The organism is Vibrio coralliilyticus, assembly GCF_024449095.1.
Lineage (GTDB): Bacteria > Pseudomonadota > Gammaproteobacteria > Enterobacterales > Vibrionaceae > Vibrio > Vibrio coralliilyticus_A.
The window spans coordinates 359,330-380,738 of the sequence record NZ_CP024627.1 but is presented as its reverse complement, the minus strand read 5'-3'; the positions used below and the strand labels follow the sequence as shown (position 1 = coordinate 380,738).

Annotated in this window: 18 protein-coding genes and 1 riboswitch; of the genes, 6 read left to right on the top strand and 12 right to left on the bottom strand. The window is 45.9% G+C overall.

Annotation, left to right across the window (positions count from 1 at the left end; all coding sequences use genetic code 11):
* Nucleotides 1-3 precede the first annotated feature (3 nt).
* The 6 genes from mshL to CTT30_RS01730 all read right to left on the bottom strand — a co-directional run bounded on the left by mshL (nucleotide 4) and on the right by CTT30_RS01730 (nucleotide 6,764).
* Nucleotides 4-1,635, bottom strand: a complete 1,632-nt coding sequence (gene mshL, locus CTT30_RS01755; RefSeq protein WP_239871341.1) for a pilus (MSHA type) biogenesis protein MshL — start codon at nucleotides 1,633-1,635, stop codon at nucleotides 4-6.
* 15 nt (nucleotides 1,636-1,650) lie between these two features.
* On the bottom strand, nucleotides 1,651-1,947 hold the full coding sequence (locus CTT30_RS01750) for an MSHA biogenesis protein MshK (RefSeq protein WP_239835109.1): 297 nt from the start codon (nucleotides 1,945-1,947) through the stop codon (nucleotides 1,651-1,653).
* Nucleotides 1,948-1,966: 19 nt separating this feature from the next.
* Nucleotides 1,967-2,617 carry a type II secretion system protein GspM gene (locus CTT30_RS01745; protein ID WP_239871344.1) on the bottom strand — a complete coding sequence of 217 codons (651 nt, stop codon included), beginning with the start codon at nucleotides 2,615-2,617 and terminating at the stop codon, nucleotides 1,967-1,969.
* Nucleotides 2,617-4,056, bottom strand: a complete 1,440-nt coding sequence (locus CTT30_RS01740) for a type IV pilus biogenesis protein PilM (RefSeq protein WP_239876691.1) — start codon at nucleotides 4,054-4,056, stop codon at nucleotides 2,617-2,619. The genes CTT30_RS01745 and CTT30_RS01740 overlap by 1 nt, the downstream gene beginning before the upstream one ends.
* Nucleotides 4,053-6,068: an RNase E specificity factor CsrD gene (gene csrD / locus CTT30_RS01735; protein ID WP_252035885.1), complete on the bottom strand. Its 2,016-nt coding sequence runs from the start codon at nucleotides 6,066-6,068 to the stop codon at nucleotides 4,053-4,055. The genes CTT30_RS01740 and csrD overlap by 4 nt, the downstream gene beginning before the upstream one ends.
* A gap of 150 nt (nucleotides 6,069-6,218) precedes the next feature.
* The gene (locus CTT30_RS01730) at nucleotides 6,219-6,764 is read right to left on the bottom strand and encodes a single-stranded DNA-binding protein (RefSeq protein WP_239835105.1); all 546 of its coding nucleotides are present in this window, start codon (nucleotides 6,762-6,764) and stop codon (nucleotides 6,219-6,221) included.
* A gap of 281 nt (nucleotides 6,765-7,045) precedes the next feature.
* On the opposite strand from CTT30_RS01730, the gene CTT30_RS01725 reads away from it, so the two are divergent.
* The 4 genes from CTT30_RS01725 to CTT30_RS01710 all read left to right on the top strand — a co-directional run bounded on the left by CTT30_RS01725 (nucleotide 7,046) and on the right by CTT30_RS01710 (nucleotide 13,480).
* Nucleotides 7,046-7,693, top strand: coding sequence for a LuxR C-terminal-related transcriptional regulator (locus CTT30_RS01725; RefSeq protein ID WP_239871354.1), 648 nt, complete (start codon nucleotides 7,046-7,048; stop codon nucleotides 7,691-7,693).
* 119 nt (nucleotides 7,694-7,812) lie between these two features.
* Nucleotides 7,813-8,685 (top strand): UTP--glucose-1-phosphate uridylyltransferase GalU, encoded by an 873-nt coding sequence (gene galU / locus CTT30_RS01720; protein WP_239835103.1) that lies wholly within the window; start codon nucleotides 7,813-7,815, stop codon nucleotides 8,683-8,685.
* 136 nt (nucleotides 8,686-8,821) lie between these two features.
* Nucleotides 8,822-11,644: an excinuclease ABC subunit UvrA gene (gene uvrA / locus CTT30_RS01715; RefSeq protein WP_252035884.1), complete on the top strand. Its 2,823-nt coding sequence runs from the start codon at nucleotides 8,822-8,824 to the stop codon at nucleotides 11,642-11,644.
* Nucleotides 11,645-11,707: 63 nt separating this feature from the next.
* Complete coding sequence (locus CTT30_RS01710; RefSeq protein WP_252035883.1) at nucleotides 11,708-13,480, top strand: PglL family O-oligosaccharyltransferase; 1,773 nt, start codon at nucleotides 11,708-11,710, stop codon at nucleotides 13,478-13,480.
* On the opposite strand, the gene thiQ is transcribed toward CTT30_RS01710, so the two are convergent.
* The 5 genes from thiQ to mpl form a co-directional block, all read right to left on the bottom strand.
* Nucleotides 13,472-14,209: a thiamine ABC transporter ATP-binding protein gene (gene thiQ, locus CTT30_RS01705; protein ID WP_252035882.1), complete on the bottom strand. Its 738-nt coding sequence runs from the start codon at nucleotides 14,207-14,209 to the stop codon at nucleotides 13,472-13,474. The two genes, CTT30_RS01710 and thiQ, sit on opposite strands and share 9 nt — an antisense overlap.
* Entirely contained in the window at nucleotides 14,193-15,797 is a 1,605-nt protein-coding gene (gene thiP, locus CTT30_RS01700; RefSeq protein WP_252035881.1) for a thiamine/thiamine pyrophosphate ABC transporter permease ThiP, read from the bottom strand. The genes thiQ and thiP overlap by 17 nt, the downstream gene beginning before the upstream one ends.
* Before the next feature lie 9 nt (nucleotides 15,798-15,806).
* Complete coding sequence (thiB, locus tag CTT30_RS01695; protein WP_252035880.1) at nucleotides 15,807-16,799, bottom strand: thiamine ABC transporter substrate binding subunit; 993 nt, start codon at nucleotides 16,797-16,799, stop codon at nucleotides 15,807-15,809.
* Between the two features lie 53 nt (nucleotides 16,800-16,852).
* Nucleotides 16,853-16,966, bottom strand: a riboswitch (TPP riboswitch).
* 36 nt (nucleotides 16,967-17,002) lie between these two features.
* On the bottom strand, nucleotides 17,003-17,629 hold the full coding sequence (locus tag CTT30_RS01690; protein WP_252035879.1) for a flavin prenyltransferase UbiX: 627 nt from the start codon (nucleotides 17,627-17,629) through the stop codon (nucleotides 17,003-17,005).
* Between the two features lie 14 nt (nucleotides 17,630-17,643).
* Nucleotides 17,644-18,996, bottom strand: a complete 1,353-nt coding sequence (mpl, locus tag CTT30_RS01685; protein ID WP_252035878.1) for a UDP-N-acetylmuramate:L-alanyl-gamma-D-glutamyl-meso-diaminopimelate ligase — start codon at nucleotides 18,994-18,996, stop codon at nucleotides 17,644-17,646.
* A 315-nt stretch (nucleotides 18,997-19,311) separates the two neighbouring features.
* Between mpl and fbp the strand changes: the two genes are divergently transcribed.
* Nucleotides 19,312-20,325, top strand: coding sequence for a class 1 fructose-bisphosphatase (gene fbp, locus CTT30_RS01680; protein WP_239876698.1), 1,014 nt, complete (start codon nucleotides 19,312-19,314; stop codon nucleotides 20,323-20,325).
* 156 nt (nucleotides 20,326-20,481) lie between these two features.
* A complete protein-coding gene (gene ppa, locus CTT30_RS01675) occupies nucleotides 20,482-21,009 on the top strand; it encodes an inorganic diphosphatase (RefSeq protein WP_252035877.1) in 528 nt (175 codons plus the stop codon).
* A 45-nt stretch (nucleotides 21,010-21,054) separates the two neighbouring features.
* Here ppa and CTT30_RS01670 read toward each other — a convergent pair whose 3' ends face one another.
* Entirely contained in the window at nucleotides 21,055-21,402 is a 348-nt protein-coding gene (locus tag CTT30_RS01670) for a gamma-glutamylcyclotransferase family protein (RefSeq protein WP_252035876.1), read from the bottom strand.
* Between the last annotated feature and the right edge of the window lie 7 nt (nucleotides 21,403-21,409).

The following is a 21,409-nucleotide window of genomic DNA, read 5'->3' as shown; positions in this document are numbered from 1 at the left end:
CGATTATTGCTCATCAGGGAACCATTCCTGAAGTAAATCTCTAGATCTTTCGAGCTCTTTTTGCCACGTATTTACCCCCACAACGGTAGGTTTAAGTAAGATCACTAATTCAGTTTTCTCTGTGTACTGCGTAGTATTGCGGAACAAGTGACCCAATGCCGGCACATCACCAAGGAATGGCACTTTGGAAGTTCGCTCTAGAGTATTTGACTTCATCAAACCTCCGATGACAACCACATCCCCATCTTGAGCACGAATCACAGAGTCCGACTCGCGAATAGAGCTGGTCGCCAGCGGTAAAGAAACCGTATCCGAGCCATTGGTAATGTTTTTTTCTTCTTCTGTCACATCAATAACCGCAGGATGAACATGCAAAAGCACACTGCCATCATTGTCAATCTGGGGGGTCACATCAAGAGAGATCCCTGAGAAGAACGGCGTTAATTCAATATCCGTGCTGGTTGTCGATGTTGTACTGCCGGAATCGACGTTCGTCGAAAAGTCCGTCACAAAGTAACTGTCCGTACCGACTTTGATCACCGCTTTTTGGTTATTCGAAGCTGTCACTCTTGGGCTAGAGAGTACATTCAAGTCACCTTGAGTCGACATAAAGCTAATAACGGCATCAAAACTGCCGCTAGAGATGACTAAGTTGGACTGACCTCCTAGCAAAGTCCCTATCGCATCCAAACCAGGTAATGTAGCTGCTGTCCCAGGGTTTCCTTGACCAATCGTGTAGTTAGTCCCATTCGAAGTAAATGCCTTCGACCAATCGATCCCTTGCTGGTAGCCATCACTCAACGTCACTTCCAAGATTTTCGCTTCTAGGATCACTTGTCGATGCAGTCTTTGCTGTGAAACCCCAATAAAGCTTTTCACTTCCCGGATTTCATCAGGGAAAGCTCGAATCGTGATCACACCAGCTTGTGGGGTAGTCACCACACTTTGCCCTTGACCAGAGCCAATCAGCTGACTCACCGCTTGTTCTAACTGAGGCCAAAAGTCACTTTCACTGGTGGTTTCAATTTCCGTCCCTCCTTTTGATGAAGTGGTACTCGAGCTGCCCGAGCTGGAAGTATCCGAATCCGAACTGGAGGATGACGAACTGGAAGAGCTACTGTTAGTGATGGTGCCTGTGGTGATGGAGGTCAGCGAGCGACCGCTACGTTTAAATTGCAAGTAATCAACTGGGATAGTCACTGTTCTTAGCCCTGCTGGGTATATCTGGATAACTTTCCCTGTTGTTTCAATCTGATAGCCATAAAGGTCTTGCACCACAGACAACACTTCGTCCAATGTCACATCCGTTAAATTGACTGTGATACTGCCTGATACTTCTGGGTGCAAAGCAACACTAAATTCCGTTCCTCTAACCAAACTAGCAAAAAAAGCTTTAGCATCAACATCATTGGCTTGGATTCTAAAGCGCTTTACTGTTTCAAAGGTAGTGCTTGCTGCTCCCTCGAGGTCAGGCATTAAGTCTGCTTCAACAGAAGGTGGCAATTCATCTAAACTGCGGCTGCCTGATTGATTAATCGCTTCATTGAGCGCATCTTTAGCTTCCACTGGCTCACGATGGCCCATAGAACAACCGACTAATGACGCAACAGTAATTGCTACAACGAGTTTACGCATACGATTCCAATCACCTTACTGTTTTATATCCAGAGTAAATAGCTCTAACTTCCACTGCTTGCCCGCTTTGACTAGCGTAACAAGCTCCGGCCCAATGTAACTCACGGTGTAACCATTAACCGTTTCTCCTACTAATGCCACTTGATTGTTCAGAACGGCCTGACATTGTGCAATCTCTCGGCAAACGATACTTTGCAGCATCGGAACGGGTTGGTCAGTTATCTTAGAGGCAGGCTTAGCCTCTTGTGGCTTTTGCCAACCCAATGGGGCTGTCGGGTCCTGCGAAGCGAGGAGTATCGATGAGTAAGCCATCAAAATTACCATAATGCATCTAACCACCGATAAACTCCTGTCTTGTACCCAGTGTATACACTTCAAGTATTAAACGTGCTGTCGGGTATTCCTCTACGGTATAGCTGAAGCTTCTCCAATAGTACTTAACAGGCAAAGACTCTAGTGTGTTGAGATAAGTCAGAATCGAAAAATAGCTGCCAGTTAGTTCTATTTTGACCGGATGTAGATAATATCCAGTCCGTGTTTGGTTATCGACGCCACCTGTAATGGGTTCTGCGGTCATTGATTCAAGTGACACCAGTTTTAGCCCTTGTGTACCAGTTAACACATCTTCTAATAAACGAGCCATCTGACTAGGAGAAATCAGGTTTTCTATTATTTCTGCTAACTGCTGTGATAATTGCTGACTCTCTGTCAGCAACTTCTTGTATTCCAAATCAATCTTCTGATTAGGGTCTCGCTTAAGTTTAGCGGTTACCAGCAAAATATCCGCTTCTAAGCGCTGCACATTCTGCTTAGATGAGCTGACTTGCCCAGACAGGGACTGGTTGGCTTTCAAGATAGGTTCAACGAGCCAAACCAACAAAGTCAGGCTAATAATCACGATGCCACAAAGGGTTAGTAACCACTTTTCTCGTCGACTTAAAGTATTAAATTTATCATTGAGTTGGAGCCAAAATTGCTGCATTACTTGGGCTCCTGCTTAGTGATAAGTTCAAACGTCACAATATCATCATCGTTACGACCAATTTTAAGCTTTTCAAATGTACGTCCGACAAGGTTCACTTCGGACTTAAATTGATTGACCCAATTCGGAATGGCTTTAGCCTCACGCGCAAGCCCTTGTAAATCCATGGTATTGGAATCGATAAAAATATGGCTCAGTGAAATGTCTTGTCTTCCCAGCTCTGCCAATGCACGCATGACTCCTGAATATCCAATTTGCTGGGATTGATCAAACTCATTGACGGCTTTTAATGACGCGCGTTTCGCTTGAATCTCAAGCTTCAACCGGGCAACAGCTGCGATTTTAGCGGCTGAGGGCTTATGTTTAGCAAGACGCTGATTCAAGCCTGAAAGTTGTTGCTCAAGCTTCACTTGCTGTGCCCTGTGGTCTTCGAGCTCTTGCTCAAGCTGAATTTGTTGGACGTAAAGATAAGCAAAAGCGCTGAGTAACACTGTCGTTACCGCCCCCCAAGCCAAAACAACATTGGTGAGCGTAAAGTTTTCTTTTTTGGGCTTAAGAGAGTCAGGGAAAAGATTCACCGCACTTTCACTGAGTTGATCAGCATACTCAATCAGAATATCCCCTGATTCACGCTCATCCTCACTTAACCCGGCAACTTTGACACTCAAGCGTTCACTCAATGCTTCAACCAACTCTTGCTGGTCTTCTTCATCACAACAGACTTTCATTTTGTGGAGAGAAGCTCCACGCAATTGCGAAGAGAGGTAATCAATCGATCGCTGTAACTCCAAAGCGATCCCATCAAGCTGGAGAATGCTAGTCGCCACCCCAGTCAACGGAGAAGCTACCCCACGAATCGTTCTTTGGAAAGCACAGTGATGGTCAACAAAAGCACTGACTCGAAAGCTACTTTGCTTACTGCGCTGTAAAAGTAAAAAGCTTGATAACTCGCCCGCGGATATCCCCCATACCTCATCTTCAACTAAGACGCGGTTGAGCTGAATATGATGAGCAGACAGGCTTTGTTGCAGGCCGACAATCAGACTTTTAGGGGCAACATAGACTTGAAGTTTATTACCCACTGGAAGGTGCGCCGCATCAGCAACGATGTCCGTTACTTTTTCACTGATCAGGTCTTTAAGTAAAAACGGGAGTGCGCTTACCAACTCCGCATCTGGAATGTTGGGTTTATCGATTTGATAGGTTTGGTAGAATTTAGAGTTCAGAACAATATCAAGATGAAGATCCGTTAACTTGGATCGCACCAAGGTTTTAAGCAGTGTTTCTTGCCAGGAGTTGCCTTCCACCATCACTTTAGATGGCAGTTTTCCCTCAGCTAATGCTGAAAAATACAACTCGCCGGGTTGGACAACAACTGTCAGGTTTAAACCAACTCGTTTATTGTGACTAAACTTTCCGATCAAGGATTGGATATTCATTTACTGCTAACTTTTCGCCACCGGTTGCGACGACCAATTTGCACTTTACTGGTCGTCATGACTTTCTTTTCAGTTTCAACTTTAGGTAATAGCTGTTGCTCAGACTGAAAATAACGTCCTTGCACCCCTTGTACTCCTAAAGCCAGCATTGTTTTATACTCTTGTTTATTGTCGACACCCACGGCAATAACTTGAGTTTTAAGCCCTTCACAAGCTCCTAGCAAGCTACGTACAAATAACTGGTTTTCATCTCGCTGATCTATTTGTTTCACTAGACTTCTATGCAGCTTCAAAAAATCAATGGGCAGATCTTTTAAATAATGAGTACTTACTATAGAGCGACCTGCCTGCCCAACAGTAACTCGACAACCCAATCCAGAAATCATTTTGATCACTGGACGCATATAATCGAGATGTTTGACTAGTCTCGCTTCCGCAAATTCAAAAATCAGCGACTTGCGTTGTTCTGATGTTAATTGTAGTAGCTCATATCGAAACCACTTCAAGTAATCACGATCAGCAAAAGGTACTACGTGAATATTGACAGAGTAACATATTCTTTTCTTTGACACTTTCAAAAACTGAGCGACTGCCGAAAAAACAGCGCGATCCAAAACGGACTCATAACCCACAGATTCTATTGCAGAATTAAATCGCGATGCTTTTATCAATCCCTTATCAGGATCATTGATACGGACAAATAGCTCTGAATGCTCAAAGATTCTGTCTTTATGTGAGTCCAGTAAATAACAAGGTTGATAGAAAATATAAAGCTGGTCCGGCTTAAGCACTAAATCGAATAGAGTACGCCAACGCACACTGCCACGCTCATCATCATGCGTGACCAATTTATTAAACTTATTCCAGGTATTTACACGTTGTAATTGGGCACTTTTAAGAGAGGTTTCAGCTTCATCTAAAATACGTCCTTGACTCTCTCCTTCCCTGTACATACTGACACCAATATGCACCCAATTTTCTTTATCCAATGGAGAGGGAGGTGATAATTTAGTCAATTGCTTTAAGCTATTTATCGCTATTTGTGACACCTCTTTACTGCTTAAATGAGGGGCAAAAATGGCAAAATCAGACTCGTAATAACGAGAAAGAATCACATCAGGATAACGTTGAATAATATTATTCAAGCTATCACCAATATCGACAACAAACTCATCTGCGACCTGCTTGCCAGATTCTTCCTGCAGTTGCTCCCAATCGTCAATACGCAGCAGCAAAACACCGCCATGTGAACCATGCTCAGACAAAGCCGCTTCCAATTTACTGTCAAACAGGACACGGTTAGCCGCACCAGTTAATGGATCAAGGAAGGTTTGGGTACGAATAAATGTATCAAAGCGACTTCTTTCTTGACGTGCATCTTGTAGCTCTTCAATTAGGCAGTCTAATGCTTCACTGGCTGTATAGGGCCACTCTTTCATGTCCCCTTTCGCGTATTCTTCCACACGTCCGGCAAGAATCATTCTGCCCCGCTCCTCCAATAACTCAGAACCTGCAAGCTGTTCTTTCAACCACTTCACCCCACGCATTAAGCAAAAGATAATCAAGGCCACGGCCAATGTGATCGACCACAGAGCTTCAAGAGAATAACCGTAGCCTATGTATGGGGGGACAGCTTTAAAATGAAGGCGATAGCCAATATTGCGCTCCAGCTGATATTCAGTGTCATACAGCAAAGTGGTATCGACTTTCGAAGAAGTATCTTTATAACGGTATATCACACCGTTATCTGACAGGAGCTCCATTTCAACAATATTAGAGGCTTGAAGCATTTTGGGCATCCAACGCTGGAGTGAATAAGCCGCGTCAGGATCTTCCATTTCCTTATCCAATACTTCAACGATACCTTGCAGAGAATGATCTAAATACTCTTGCCCAAGTCGCTTAAAAGATAAGGTACCACCTAAAAATAGGATGAACATCGCACTGGTCACTATAACGGTGACAAACGCAACTAGGCGAGTGCTCAGTTTTAAAGTAGGTGTGTACCTCATAGATAAAGAATTCCTTTTCTCAAAATAAGGTCGCGATAGCGCTGGCGGTCAGTTAACTATGTGATAAAAGAGACCACTAACTGATGAGTCTGTTTTTCTAACTATATAAAAAAGCCGCGAAATTCGCGGCTTTTTTCAGGATTCAATGATCTAGAATGGGATATCGTCATCAAAATCCATTGGAGGTTCATTGTATTGTGGCTGGCTTTGACTCGGCTGCTGTTGCGGCTGAGAGTATTGCTGCTGAGCAGGTTGGCTTTGCTGCATCGCTGGCTGTTGAGGCTGTCCCCAACCACCTTGCTGCTGAGGTTGACCCATTGGCTGACCTGATGCTCCCCCCTGCGGACGACCACCAAGCAATTGCATTTGACCAGCTGGCCATTGAACAACGACTTCAGTTGTGTAACGGTCTTGACCATTTTGGTCTTGCCACTTACGCGTTTGAAGTTGGCCTTCAATGTAGACTTGCGAGCCTTTACGTAGGTACTCACCCGCGACTTCAGCGGTCTTACCAAAGAGCACAATACGGTGCCATTCCGTTTTTTCACGCTGCTCGCCCGTATTTTTGTCTCGCCAAGATTCAGAAGTTGCAACGGTAATGTTCGCCACGGCACTACCGTTCGCAGTGTACTTAACTTCAGGATCCTGCCCTAGGTTACCCATAATGATAACTTTATTTACTCCACGGCTCGCCATGATTCGCTCCGTCTAAATTCTCTATTAACCTTAAAAATAGCGCACTAGGATAACACGCTTTAGCCTTCGAACAAATTGCAATCCACACCATGAGCTCACAAAGTCATCAGCCCAACTCAGGGCACATCTATTTTCGAGTAAATTCAATCTATTGTTCGATTGATAGATTTAATGATTACTTATCAATATGAAATTGAACGCAATCCTGTAAACTTGATTCGCACTGGTCAAATTTCTCATTCACTCTGCCAACACCTCAATTAAACCGAATGAAGAACCTTATGGCCAAAAACATTTACGCCCGAACTATCTACTTTCTTTGTGAAGATACATCGAAACCCCATCACCTTATCCATCAAGTAGAAAAGCTACTCAGTATCGACATTCCACGTATTGAGCCCAATGAACTCATGCTTGCCATGCAACAACATAAACATAAGATCCTAATGATAGATCACAACAATTATCAAAAGCTTAACAACCAGATTCGCGACCTCCCTCTGTCGAATAAAATGTTTGAGACGATCATTTTTAATGTCGAGAAAAGACTGACTACAGAAGAACTATTACGTTTTGGCAACCTCAAAGCCTTATTTTACCAAGAGGAGTCTATTGAAGCAGTCGCCAAAGGATGTGGTGAAGTCATCAACAGCCAAAACTGGCTGCCACGTAAGGTCGCCGCTCAGCTACTGCACTATTACCGCCATGTAGTATTAAGCCAGACCGCACCCGCGACAGTAGATTTAACAGCCCGCGAGATCCAAATTCTTCGCTGTTTAAAAACTGGCGCATCAAATATGCAGATTGCCGAAGACCTGTTTATCAGTGAGTTCACGGTGAAGTCTCATTTATACCAAATCTTTAAAAAGCTCTCGGTCAAGAATAGAGTGCAAGCCATCGCTTGGGCCAATCAACATATGATGTCTTAAATATAATCCAATGTGCAAAAACTCACGTTTTCGCTTCTATAGTCATTATTCATTCATGCAAAAAGTGATATGGTTGCGCCAGCTATATAAAAGACGAAATACAGATATAGGGTTTTAACATGATCAAAAAGTGCCTTTTCCCGGCAGCAGGCTATGGAACTCGCTTTCTCCCAGCGACCAAATCCATGCCTAAAGAAATGATGCCTGTCGTTAACAAGCCATTGATTGAATACGGTGTAGAGGAAGCGATTCAAGCCGGAATGAATGGTATGTGTATTGTCACAGGTCGTGGTAAACACTCGATCATGGATCACTTTGATAAAAACTACGAATTGGAACACCAAATCAGTGGGACGAACAAAGAAGAGCTCTTAGTCGATATCCGCGATATCATCGAAAGTGCTAACTTCACCTACATCCGTCAACGCGAGATGAAAGGGTTGGGTCATGCAATTCTGACTGGGCGTGAACTCATCGGTGATGAACCTTTCGCTGTAGTTCTGGCGGATGACCTTTGCGTCAACGAACAAGAAGGTGTGCTGGCGCAAATGGTGGCACTGTTTAAACAGTTCCGCTGCTCAATTGTTGCCGTACAAGAAGTGCCTGCTGATGAAACACATAAGTACGGTGTGATTTCAGGTGAAATGATCAAAGACGATATCTATCGCGTTGATGACATGGTTGAAAAGCCAGAACCTGGTACCGCCCCAAGTAACCTCGCTATCATTGGTCGCTATATCCTGACTCCAGATATCTTCGAGCTGATCGAAAATACCGAGCCAGGCAAAGGCGGTGAAATTCAGATTACAGATGCCCTTCTGAAACAGGCTAAAGCAGGCTGTGTTCTGGCCTACAAATTCAAAGGCCAACGTTTTGACTGCGGTAGCGTTGAAGGTTACATCGAAGCCACTAACTACTGTTTTGAGAACCTTTACCTTAAAGACAGCAAGAAATCTGAGTTGGGTAAACAAAGTACAACCAAAGAAGCCTAATGGTTTATTTCTCTTTTTTCAAAGGCTGCTCTGTGAGCAGCCTTTTTTATTACTGTTTTTTCATACAGTATTTTCTTTGAACATTTATCACTCTATGTAATACTTAGCCCACTTGTTTTTACATTGAGCGAGAGCAATGGATAAGATCGAAGTTCGCGGCGCACGCACTCATAACTTAAAAAATGTCAATCTGACTATCCCCCGAGATAAACTCATCGTCATTACTGGATTATCAGGTTCAGGTAAGTCATCACTTGCCTTTGATACTTTATATGCGGAAGGTCAGCGGCGCTATGTTGAGTCACTATCCGCTTACGCTCGTCAATTTTTATCTTTAATGGAAAAGCCAGATGTTGACCATATCGAAGGTCTATCCCCTGCCATCTCCATTGAACAAAAATCAACATCACACAATCCTCGCTCAACCGTCGGTACCATTACTGAAGTCTACGACTATTTACGTTTACTCTATGCACGAGTCGGTGAGCCCCGCTGCCCAGAACATAAGGTTCCACTCACCGCCCAAACCATCTCACAGATGGTCGATAAAGTATTGGAACTGCCAGCAGGCTCTAAAATGATGCTACTGGCTCCCATCGTTAAAGAGCGTAAAGGTGAGCATGTAAAAACACTGGAAAACCTCGCAGCGCAAGGTTTTATCCGTGCTCGTATCGATGGTGAAACCTGCGATTTATCGGATCCTCCGACCTTAGAGCTGCACAAGAAACACACCATCGAAGTGGTCGTAGATCGCTTTAAAGTGCGCGATGACCTACAGCAGAGGCTGGCAGAGTCCTTTGAAACCACACTGGAACTTTCTGGCGGTATTGCAGTGGTTGCGCCTATGGACGGTAATGGTGAAGAGGTGGTGTTTTCTGCTAACTTTGCTTGTCCGCACTGTGGTTACAGTATGCAAGAGTTAGAGCCAAGGCTTTTCTCATTCAATAATCCAGCGGGGGCGTGCCACACCTGTGACGGCCTTGGTGTGCAACAATACTTTGACCCCGCGAGAGTTATTCTTGATGACTCCTTAAGCTTGGCAGAAGGAGCCATTAGGGGGTGGGATCAAAAGAACTACTATTACTTCCAAATGCTCTCTTCCTTAGCTGAGCACTTTGATTTCGATCTTAAAGCTCCTTTTAAGTCCTTACCGAAGAAAGTTCGTGATGTAGTGCTGAATGGCTCGGGGCGAACTGAGGTTGAGTTTAAATACATCAATGATCGCGGTGATATTCGTGTGAAACGTCACCCATTTGAAGGGATACTGAACACTTTAGAACGTCGTTATCGAGATACAGAGTCAAATGCGGTCCGTGAGGACTTGGCAAAATATATTTCGACTCGTACCTGCTCTAGCTGTGAAGGCAGCCGTCTTCGTCTTGAAGCCCGTAATGTGTTTATTGGCGATACAACATTGCCCGAGATTGTTGAGTTAAGCATTGCCGATGCGCTCGGTTTCTTTGCGTCACTAGAGCTAGAAGGGCAAAGGGCTCAAATCGCAGAGAAAGTGATGAAGGAGATCAATGATCGTCTCCAATTCCTAGTGAACGTTGGCCTCAACTACCTCAACCTTTCCCGTAGTGCCGAAACTTTATCCGGTGGTGAAGCACAACGAATTCGACTCGCCAGCCAGATTGGTGCAGGGTTAGTCGGAGTCATGTACGTGCTGGATGAACCCTCCATCGGGCTACACCAACGCGACAACGAACGACTCTTGAATACCCTGACCCATCTACGTGATTTGGGCAATACCGTCTTGGTCGTTGAACACGATGAAGATGCAATTAGAATGGCGGATCATGTGATCGATATTGGCCCCGGCGCCGGGGTTCATGGTGGTAATGTAGTCGCAGAAGGCACCATGGAAGAGATTGTCGCCACTCCAGAGTCTCTAACGGGTCAGTACCTTAGTGGTGCGAAAAAAATTGAAGTGCCTAAACAACGCACTCCTATAAATAATAAAAAAGTGGTCGAGTTGTTCGGGGCAACAGGCAACAACCTTAAAGATGTCACATTAACGATTCCAGTTGGCTTGTTTACCTGTGTGACTGGCGTATCGGGATCAGGTAAGTCGACTTTGATTAACGATACTTTCTTTAAAATTGCCCACACTCAACTCAACGGTGCAACAACTGCGACCCCATCACCTTACCAAAAAATAAAAGGGCTAGAGCATTTTGATAAGGTCATCGACATCGATCAAAGCCCGATTGGGCGCACACCACGCTCCAACCCTGCAACTTATACGGGGATCTTTACCCCGATTCGTGAATTATTTGCCGGTACTCAGGAAGCAAGAGCTCGAGGCTATAAACCGGGTCGCTTCAGCTTCAACGTACGCGGTGGTCGCTGTGAGGCCTGTCAAGGTGATGGTGTAATCAAAGTAGAAATGCATTTCCTGCCTGATGTCTATGTACCTTGTGACGTATGTAAAGGAAAACGCTATAACCGCGAAACGCTGGAAGTTCATTACAAAGGCAAGACGATTGATGAAGTACTCGGAATGACGGTTGAAGATGCTCGCGAATTTTTCGACCCTGTGCCTGTTATTGCCCGTAAGTTGCAAACTCTGATGGATGTCGGTCTGTCATACATCCGACTAGGTCAGGCGGCAACGACCTTATCCGGTGGTGAAGCGCAACGTGTTAAGCTAGCTCGAGAGTTGTCAAAGCGCGATACAGGCAAAACACTCTATATCTTAGATGAACCCACAACGGGCTTACACTTCCATGATATTCAGCAACTGTTAACGGTACTGCATCGTCTACGAGATCACGGCAATACTGTGGTTGTTATTGAGCATAACCTTGATGTGATTAAAACCTCAGACTGGATTGTGGATCTAGGTCCAGAAGGCGGGCAAGGTGGCGGTGAAATTATTGCCCAAGGCACACCTGAAGAGGTCGCTAAGGTCACAGGTTCTCATACCGCAAGGTTCCTCAAGCCTATGTTAAAATAACGAAAAGTAGTAAATTAAACAGACCAGAATTTGGTCTGTTTTCTTTTAAGGACATAATCATCGATGGCAACTACCCATTTAGCAGGGACAAGCTTAGAGCCTCAAGCGCCTAAACTTCCACTCACCAAGCCATTTCTTGTTTCTATTGCAATAGTGTTTCTGCTCGCAATGCACATTTTTATGCCTAACCCCGGAGGGTCTGGGCTGGCATTGTCTTTTAATGCGACCACTTGGATTGCTGTCAGCCTTTCTCTCGCGTTGGGATTATATCAAGCAGGGACACAAGGGGTACTGCGATACAACAAACTGACTATAGGGCTCTTCATTTGTTGTTTACTACTAACCATACCTGTGCTCTACCCCAAGTCAGACTTTTCTTTATCTCAAGGCAAGCTTATCGGCCTTTGGGCAGGTTTTACCCTCTTTTTCGTGCTGCAACAATTTCGTTTCAGTAACAAACAAAAACAGCGTTTACTGTGGTTTATTACCATCGCGGTTTTCATTCAAGCCCTATTTGGTTGGGTACAATACTTCGTTCTTCAGCCTAATAATCTATTTGGCTACGATACCGCCCAAAACCGCCCCTATGGTATTTTTCAACAGCCGAACGTCATGGCGAGTTTTCTCGCGACAGGCCTAGTTCTTTCCGGGTACCTACTCACTCGACACCCCAAAAAATATCACCGCCAACTCAGTGAAGTGCTACTACTCTACGTCATGCCAGTTGTGACAGTTCCACTTTTGATACTGATTGCTTCTCGCACCGGCTGGTTAGGCGCCTTGCTTGCTGTCATGTTGCTGTTACCTTACTTATACCGATTTGCCACAAAAAAGCGCTTTTGGGGATGGCTAGCCGCCATCTGCCTGGGTTTATCTATAGGTAGCAGTATTAATCTCCTGTCGGCTGGAGATTCTCTTGCCACGCAGCGCGCTAATCTGGAAGGCCCGCGACAGTACACCTTTCCACAAACTCTGGATATGCTAGTCGAGAAGCCCTTCACAGGTTATGGCTACGGACGATTTGAGCCTGAATATATTGTCTACACGGCCCGCCAGCATCAGCTAAACCCTAGCTATCATCCAGGTTTGGCTGCGATGGATCACCCACATAATGAACTGCTCTATTGGGGAGTTGAAGGGGGGTTATTGCCTGTTTTAGCCATCATGCTTGCTGCCGTGATGGTGTTACTTCGGATATACAACGCGAAAAAAGGTACTCGCTTAGCTATGTTTGCTTTATTTGTCCCTATCGTTCTGCATAGCCAATTGGAGTACCCTTTTTACCATTCAGCCATCCACTGGATTACCTTTGTGGTTTTGCTCTTTTGGATAGATCAACGTGCTGGCTCATACCGTCTCGCATCCATTAGCATTGTCAGTAAAACACTCTTTCGAGTGATGAGCTTAATCGTACCCATCCTAGTCAGCTTCTATATGCTGACAGCCCTACATACCAACTATGTGTTGACGAAGTTTGAAACATCAACGCCTAAAGACCCAGACTTGCTCAATGAAGTGACTAATCCAATCGTTTGGAAAGACAGATACGATTGGGACATTTATAGCACCTATCTCAATATTGGCCTTTATCGTCAGGAAGCAAAGTTCATCCAGCCCTACATTGACTGGTCACTTCAGATTATTAAAGACAAGCCAAGGCCGGCGTTTTATAACAACTTAATCCTTGCTTACCAAGGCTTAGGCGACAGCGAACGTGCCGAGCAAATTCGCAGAGAAGCCCAATATCTATTTCCTGAACGAGATTTCTCACACGTACAGTATATTGCGCCAGATATTGATGCACTAAAAGCCGACAGCGAAAAGCAATTAGATTGAATTCAACCCTAAGTTAGCCAACGATGACTCACCAGCTTTGACAAAGCCGCTCAGAGCTGGATGGGCGTTCTGCTGAGACAAATGTTCTATCTTATCCGCAACCGCCACTTTTCCTTGGTCAACAAAGGCAAAATGCGAAGCAATAGCTTTAGCGTCACTGATATGATGAGTCACCATCACCACGGTAATATTGCGCTCTGCGGCTAATTGCTTGACCAGTCCGAGCATCTCTTCTCGCAATACCGGATCAAGCGCCGAGAAAGGTTCATCAAGCAACCAAATAGGATGAGGCTGAACAAAGCAACGAGCCAATGCGACACGCTGACGCTGTCCGCCCGACAATTGCTCAGGTAAACGATCCAAATAGTCCGCAATACCGACCTGCATCGCTGCGTGTTCCACCTGACTGACTTGCTCTGAGTTGAGCTTCAAACCAGGGTGCAGGCCCAATCCGATGTTTTCACGTACTGAGAGGTGGGCAAACAGGTTATGCTCCTGAAACAGCATCGCAAAAGGACGCTGGTGAGGCTCTTTGCCCACAACCTCTAATCCACCAGCTTTAATACTGCCACTTTCAGGTTCGATAAAGCCTGCGACCAAGGCCAGTAACGTTGATTTACCTGCCCCACTCGGCCCCATCAATGCGACCAGACTCCCCTGCTCAATATGTAAATCAAAATGGAATAGGTCCTGATGGTAATAGTAACGAACATCATTGAGGGTCAACATAAGTCACCTTAGAGTTTGCCTTAAATAGGGTTTCAATCAGTGCAAAACAGCCAACACTGAGCAGTAACAGAGTGACTGACACGACAGCTGCTGCATCCATCTGATAGCTGCCCAGCAATTGGAAAAGATACAACGGCAACGTGCGGAACTCCTGACTACCAAATAGGGCAATCGCACTTAAATCTCCCACCGCAAACATAAAACTGATCGCGAAAGCATGAGCCATCGGCTTTTTCAGGGCTCGCCATTCAACAACGCGAAAGCGCTGCCAGCCTTTCATACCTAAGCTTGCACATACGTATTGGTATTGCTGCTCGATATGCAGCATCGGCTGTGACAAGGTTTTGATCACGTAAGGCAAACCCATCAGCGCATTCACCGCGATCACAATAAAAAACGCCAGACTAAACACATCGGTAAAAGATCGCAGTAGTAAGAATAACCCAGTAGATATCACCAAACCGGGCGTGACAAGAATGATCGTTCCCAGTAACTCAATCTGATCCGCATGACGGTTTTTTGCATTCAAACGCAATCGACGGCTGGTCAGCATTATTGCAATCCCTGCCGAGAGCGCGATACCGCTCGCCAATGTTGCCACTTTAAGTGACGACCATAACGCCAGCCAAAATCGTTGATCCGTAAACACTGATAGGGCTTCTGAGTTGATGCCACTGAGCACCACCATCAGTAAAGGTGGCAGCACTAATAGCATACTCAGGCCAATCCAACTCCAATCCCAGATACGTGACCAGATGGAATCCTTGGCCATATAAAGGTTGTGACCTTGTGTACCAGAACTCACAGCCACAGGCTTGGTCAAACGCTGCACTGCCAACGCCATAATGCCACACAATAGCATCTGCCATATCGCCAGTAATGCCCCTGCCTGCAAGTCAAAATCGAATTTGATCGCTTGATAAATCGCCAGTTCTATCGTGGTCGATTTCGGCCCACCACCGAGTGCCATTACCGTCGCGAAACTAGTAAAACACAGCATAAACACCAAGCCACACACGTGCGGCAACTGCTGACGCAAGCGAGGCCATTCGACCCACTTAAATTTATACCAATGGCCCATACCTAGATGAGTACACAGTTTATGCTGTTCAGCGGGAATAGACTCCAATGATTGCAATAGCAAGCGCGTTGCATAGGGCAGGTTAAAAAACACATGCGCCAGTAAAATACCGTTCAGACCGTAAATCGAAAATGGCAGTTTAGAATCAAACCATGCTAAAGCTGATGACAACAGACCGCTATTACCATAAATCGCCAGTAAGCCAAACACCCCAACCAGCACAGGCAGTACTAATGTGGTAGCAAACAGCTTAAGCAGCAAAGATTTACCAGGAAAGGTACGCCGAGATAGTGCGTGCGCGACTGGGATGGCTAAGCCAACACTGAGCAGAGTCGACAGGAACGACTGGTAAAAGCTGAACTTGGTGACATGCCGATAATAAGGGTCTGACCAAACCTGAGCGATATTCAGAGATGGGGCGGCAACTAATAAAGCACCGAGAGCAGAAACAACAAAGGCCGCGATAGCAATCGCGACCCAGAGTCCCAATTTTGGAATACTACGCAAAGCGTCTCCTTAGAAGGTTAAGGCGCTTTGCCACTCACGTATCCAAGATTTTCGATTTTGCGCTACTTCTTCTGCGCTAAAGCTCAAGGCTTTTTCAGGTACCGTCAGTGTCTCAAAGCCTTCAGGCAGTGCGACTTTAGTTACTGGGTACATCCAGTTGCCTGTTGGCATCAAAGACTGGAAGTCGTCGCTAAGGATAAACGTCATAAATTCATCGGCTAATTTTTCGTTTTTCGATGCTTTTACTTTAGCCGCCACCTCAACCTGAGTGTAATGGCCTTCGGCAAAATCAGCGGCGGCGTATTTGCTGTCGCTTTCTGCGATCAGGTGATACGCCGGTGAGGTAGTGTAAGACAACACCATGTCTGACTCACCTTCAAGGAACATAGAGTAAGCCTCAGACCAACCTTTTGTCACAGTGACGGTTTTCTTAGCCAGTTGTTGCCATGCCGGGGTAACGTCATCGCCATAGACAGATTTCATCCACAGCATCAGGCCTTGGCCCGGCGTTGACGTACGGGGATCCTGATAAATCACTTTCAGATCATCGCGAGATTCCACCAGCTCTTTAAGGCTCTTTGGTGGATTGGTAAGCTTTTCTTTGTTGTAGACAAACGCAAAGTAACCGAAGTCATAAGGCACAAAAGTGCTGTCTTCCCAGCCGTTAGGCAGATTGACCGATTTGGTATCCACTTTGTGCTCGGCTAGCAGTCCCGTTTTCTGCGCTTCTGCCATCAGGTTATTGTCCAAACCTAACACGATATCCGCTTTGCTGTTGTCTCCTTCAAGACGCAGGCGATTAAGAATAGAAACGCCATCATCAAGAGCAACAAAGTTCACATCACAGCCACATTGAGCTTCAAACGCTTTTTCCACTTTCGGGCCTGGGCCCCAATCCGCGGCAAAAGAATCGTAGGTATAAACGGTAAGGGTGTGATCTGCTGCCAATGCAGAAAAAGATGTCAGTGTGGCAACGGCGATGGTACTTAAAGTGGTTTTCACTGCTCGCTCTCTCCTTGGTTGAGCGGCACAGGTTTGAGGAAACATTGGCAGGGCAAATGTTCAGACTCAATTCCTACGCCAGCATTATCTGGTTCAGGTACACGGGTCCTGGGCTTTGCCCAATCTCAGCTTCATCTGTGCGATGAATAGCTCCCCGATGAGTATCGGCTGATTGTAATCGTAATGTTGTCAATTAGCCAGAGTTATACACGCTGGTCATATCCCCAACGCGGGACAAGCCCCTGTTCAACATTAAGATGATCGAGAATTCTCGCCACCATAAAGTCGACCAGATCATCAATAGACTTAGGTTGATGGTAGAAGCCTGGTGCCGCAGGCATAATGGTGACGCCCATCTGCGACAACTTATGCATATTCTCTAGATGCAACGTAGAGAACGGTGTTTCACGCACGACCAACAGCAACTGGCCGCGTTCTTTGATCACCACATCGGCCGCACGCTCAATAAGATTATCAGACATACCATGTGCGATGGCAGCGACACTGCCTGCAGAGCAAGGGCACACGACCATCTGTTTCGGTGCTGCGGACCCAGAAGCCACTGGAGAGAACCAGTCGTCTTTACCATAGACGATGAGTTTTTCGGCATCACAGTTTAAGTGTGTCACTAGCGCCTGTTGAGCCAAATCAGGGTTGGCAGGTAGCTTCAAATTATGCTCGGTCGCTAACACAACCCGAGCCGCTGAAGAAATCAGTAGGTGAACTTGATAGCCCGCAGCTAACAGGCATTCAAGTAGTCTTAGTCCATAGGGCGCACCGGAAGCCCCTGTAAAAGCGAGTGTAATCGCTTTGTGTTTCTCTTGGTTCATACCGTTACATTCATCTATTCGGCAAGTTTCGCCAGAATTTTATCGTGGATACCTTCAAACCCACCATTGCTCATCACCAGAATTTGATCGCCCGGTTGAGCCTGTTCTGCCATCATCTGCACTAACGCATCAACACTGTCTGACGCATAAGCCGACTGCTGACATTGCTGGGCAATGTCCTCGACAGACCATTCAATATTATCTGGTTGATAAAGGAAGACGACGTCAGCCTGAGCAAGGGACGCAGCCAATGTTTCTTTGTGCACGCCACGTTTCATCGTCGCACTGCGAGGTTCAAGTACTGCTAGGATACGTTGTTTGCCAACCTTATTACGCAATCCACCCACAGTAAGTTCAATCGCCGTAGGGTGATGAGCGAAGTCATCGTAAACCGTAACCTGATTCACCTCACCTTTTAGCTCAAGTCGACGTTTGGTATTGATGAATTTCGCCAGCGACTGGCAAGCTAAATCCGGAGTAACACCCACGTGACGAGCCGCGGCGATGGCCATCAAGGCGTTATCGACGTTATGATCGCCCACCAGATCCCACTTCACAGTACCGACGGCTTCCCCTTGGAAGAAAACTGTGAATATTGAACCATCGGCGACTTGTTTCTCCGCTCGCCAGTCACCTTGTTCGCCGCTGAACTCCGTTTCGCTCCAGCAGCCACGCTGTAATACATCGGCAATTGCTGAATCGCCTTGCGGGGCAAGGATTCGACCATTCCCCGGCACGGTTCTGACTAAGTGATGGAATTGGCGCTTGATCGCTTCCAGATCATCGAAGATATCCGCATGATCAAACTCCAAATTGTTCATGACTAACGTGCGAGGATGGTAATGCACGAACTTAGAACGCTTATCGAAAAAAGCGCTGTCGTATTCGTCGGCTTCAACGACAAAAAACATACTTTCGCCCAAACGTGCTGAAACCCCAAAGTTGCCCAGCACCCCACCAACAAGGAAGCCAGGTTGATAGCCACAGTCTTCCAAAATCCACGCCAGCATGCTGGAAGTTGTGGTTTTACCATGGGTTCCTGAGACCGCCAGCACCCAGCGGTCATGGAGAAGAAACTCCTGCAGCCACTGTGGGCCTGAGGTATATCTCAGGTTACTGTTGAGTACCTGTTCGACACAGGGGTTACCTCGACTCATCGCATTTCCGATCACAACCAGATCAGGTGCTGGGTCAAGCTGAGAAGGGGCAAAGCCTTCAATGATTTCAATACCTTGAGATTCCAACAATGTACTCATTGGTGGATAAACGTTGGCGTCACTGCCCGTCACTTTGTGACCTAATTGACGAGCTAAAATTGCAGCACCTCCCATAAATGTGCCACAAATTCCCAAGATATGAATATGCATAAACAACCTTCTCCAAGGCGAAAACTGAGCTGACATTATGGCGATTATACGCAGAAAAGCGAACTACTTTGCTCACTGTTTTTACGTCACACGAGCGCAAATGATTACGTGTTATGCTCGTTCTCGTTATAGGATTGCATCAAATAGAACGATGAAAACCTTAATTAGGTCGACAAATAAAACGAGATCTCAGTCAGTTAGTTCATTACCAATAAAAAGATCTAACTCTTAGACTAGAGCGTAGGCGAAATCTAAGATCCGTCAGAGGTCATCAACGCCAATCCCCCTATATTGAAGCGACTTAAAGGAAAAATCATGTCTGGAATGCGCACCCTTGGCGAGTTCATTGTTGAGAAACAAGCGGACTTCCCCCACGCTAGCGGTGATCTATCATCCCTACTTTCTTCTATCCGACTTGCTGCAAAAATCGTTAACCGCGAGATCAACGCTGCAGGTCTTGGTGACATTACCGGTGCAGTCGGTACAGAGAACGTACAGGGTGAAGACCAGCAGAAGCTGGATGTTTACGCGAATGAAAAGTTTAAAGCAGCGCTAGAAGCCCGTGATCAGGTTTGTGGCGTTGCCAGTGAAGAAGAAGACGAAGCTGTTGCGTTCAATAAAGAGCTGAACAAAAACGCGAAATACGTGGTTCTGATGGATCCGCTAGATGGGTCTTCAAACATCGATGTTAACGTGTCAGTTGGCACTATCTTCTCAATTTACCGTCGCGTGTCGCCTATCGGCACCCCGCCGACAGAAGAAGACTTCCTTCAGCCAGGCCACAAGCAGGTCGCTGCAGGTTACGTCATTTACGGCTCTTCAACGATGTTGGTCTACACAACCGGTAAAGGCGTGAATGGCTTTACCTACGATCCATCTCTGGGCACATTCTGCTTGTCTCATGAAAACATGATGATTCCTGAAGATGGGACGATTTACTCAATCAACGAAGGTAACTACATCCGCTTCCCGATGGGTGTGAAGAAGTACATCAAATACTGCCAGGAAAATGAACCGAGCGAGCATCGTCCTTACACGTCACGCTATATTGGCTCACTGGTCGCGGACTTCCATCGCAACCTGCTTAAAGGCGGCATCTACCTTTACCCAAGTACGCAAAGCCATCCAAACGGTAAGCTGCGTTTGCTATACGAATGTAACCCAATGGCTTACATCATTGAGCAAGCTGGCGGTGTAGCGTCTGATGGTAAAACTCGTATCATGGACCTCAAACCAACCGAACTGCACCAGCGTGTGCCTTTCTTTGTTGGCTCAAAAAACATGGTCAAGAAAGTGGAAGAGTTCTTAGAGCAACACCCTGAAGATTAAATATAAAGGCGCTTTCGAGCGCCTTTTTCACATTTTCTTGAGCAAAATCTCGCCTTAGTTGGTTTACATAAAACCGAGTTTAGCAGTAAGGTATTCCGGTCTTATATTCAGCCCGTGTGCCTCATTGAGGTACAAACTAAAAAAGGAACTTTCTTAATGAGTTTAAACAACGTACCAGCAGGTAAGTCTCTTCCTGATGACCTCTATGTCGTGATTGAAATCCCAGCTAACGCTGATCCAATCAAATATGAAGTAGACAAAGATTCAGGTGCTGTGTTCGTCGACCGCTTTATGTCTGCACCTATGTTCTACCCATGTAACTATGGTTACGTAAACCACACTCTGTCTCTAGACGGTGATCCGGTAGACGTTCTGGTTCCAACACCACATCCTCTGATGCCTGGTTCAGTGATCCGCTGCCGTCCAGTCGGTGTTCTAAAAATGACCGATGAGTCTGGTGAAGATGCGAAAGTAGTGGCGATACCACACACTAAGCTGTCTAAAGAATACGATCACATCCAAGACGTAAACGACCTACCTGAGCTGCTAAAAGCGCAAATCACGCATTTCTTTGAGCGTTACAAAGAGCTTGAGTCTGGCAAGTGGGTAAAAGTCGACGGTTGGGAAGACGTAGAGTCAGCTCGCAAAGAGATTCTAGAGTCTTACGAGCGCGCACAGAAATAATCAAAAAGAGCCAGCAATGCTGGCTCTTTTTACATAAGTGTACACTTAGACTCGCTGACACCAATCACCTGATGAAATAATGGTATCGAGCTTACTACTGTCTTGATACAAGTATATCCAAGCTTCACCAAAAGGAGTCTCAATCTGCTCACGGCGATACTCGACTGGCACATCTTCCAGCTTATCTACCTTGGCCAATGTCTCATCATCAATCAGGTACACTTCACCCAGTATTGAGTCATGACCTTCAACCACTGCCGGATACGATCCAAGATCGTATAACGCGTAGTTAGGAAGTGTTTCAAAATGCCCCAAGCATTGGGTTCCGATCAGATAATCGTGGTTGCTCTCCCCTTGACGTAGGGTTCCATACACAAAGAGTAAATGCTGCATCCTGCCA